The organism is Mycobacterium hackensackense (genome assembly GCF_025822555.1).
Taxonomy (GTDB): Bacteria; Actinomycetota; Actinomycetes; order Mycobacteriales; family Mycobacteriaceae; genus Mycobacterium; species Mycobacterium fluoranthenivorans.
Map to the genome: position 1 here is coordinate 1 of NZ_JACKUC010000026.1, position 1,084 is coordinate 1,084.

Here is a 1,084-nt window from a genome sequence, read left to right on the forward strand (position 1 = left end):
CGGGTGGCCATCGAGTTGGCTGAGCGGGGGTTCTCGGTCGTGGGCGTCGATGCCGACCCGGCGATGCTGGACACGGCCCGGGCCAAGGCGCCGCATCTGGAATGGGTCATGGCTGATCTGTCCGCCCCGGAAGCCGGGGTGACCGGAGAGTTCGACCTCATCGTCGCGGCGGGCAACGTGATGATCTTCCTGGAACCGGGCACCGAGGCGCAGGTGGTGGCCGGACTGGCCGGGCACCTGGCGCCGGGGGGACTGCTCGTGTCCGGGTTCTCCCTACGCCCGCACAGGTTGTCGCCGGCCGACTACGACAGTTTCGCCACGGCCGCCGGTCTGGAACCGATGGCGAGGTGGTCGACCTGGGATCGTGCGGAGTTCACCGGCGGTGACTATCTGGTATCGGCACACCGGCGTGCGCCCCGACTGCCGGAGCGACCCAGTCGTTGAGGAATTCGCGTAAGGCGTGGCCCTGTCGGGCCGGCCGCCCCGGATCGACGATGAACGACTGCAGGATGCGCAGCATGAACTCGACCAGCTCGTCGAGTCGGCCATCGGCGAAGCCGGCTGCCGCCCAATCCACACCGAAGCGCTGCAGGATCGAGCGTCCGAAACCGATGGCGATATCGGAGGTCACGCCCGCGGTGAAGGCGCTGGCCTTTCCGGGCTGGAGCACCAGGCCCAGGTAGCGGTCGTGCGGCAGCTGCTCGATGGTGTAGGCGATCCCTTCGACGACTGCCTCGGTCGGATCGTCGATCGAACCCAGTTGGGCGGCAAGACGATCGAGAAATCCGGCCACCGATGAGACCGCCGTTGCGGCCAGCAGCGTCTCGTGGGTGGGGAAGTACCGGTAGATCGTCTGGCGGGTGACGCCGAGGGTCTGGGCCACCTCCGACACGCTCACGGTGCCGCGGGCGTCAATGGCGCTGCGTGACGTCTCGATGATGCGGCGTACTGCCTCGTCGTCGTCGAGCGGGATGTCACCGGACCAGCCGTGCCTGCGCATCCGACGATCGTCGCACGAATCCGCCGCAAAGCTTGACAGTACAGTTGGTATTGAATGTATGGTCAGATCATGGTTCTCAGCCCG

General features: G+C 67.0%; 2 protein-coding genes. One reads left to right on the top strand and one right to left on the bottom strand.

Going from position 1 to position 1,084, the window contains the following annotated elements; translation table 11 throughout:
• Positions 1 to 444, top strand: a 444-nt coding sequence (locus H7J86_RS01565) for a class I SAM-dependent DNA methyltransferase (RefSeq protein ID WP_267288947.1), incomplete at its 5' end; no start/stop codon positions are given.
• Here H7J86_RS01565 and H7J86_RS01570 read toward each other — a convergent pair.
• Positions 374 to 1,000 carry a TetR/AcrR family transcriptional regulator gene (locus H7J86_RS01570; RefSeq protein WP_090358379.1) on the bottom strand — a complete coding sequence of 209 codons (627 nt, stop codon included), beginning with the start codon at positions 998 to 1,000 and terminating at the stop codon, positions 374 to 376. The genes H7J86_RS01565 and H7J86_RS01570 overlap by 71 nt on opposite strands.
• Positions 1,001 to 1,084 lie beyond the last annotated feature (84 nt).

Excerpts from the sequence above, each read along its gene's own strand:
- H7J86_RS01570 (WP_090358379.1), bottom strand. The coding sequence starts at position 1,000 with ATGCGCAGGCACGGCTGGTCCGGTGACATCCCGCTCGACGACGACGAG.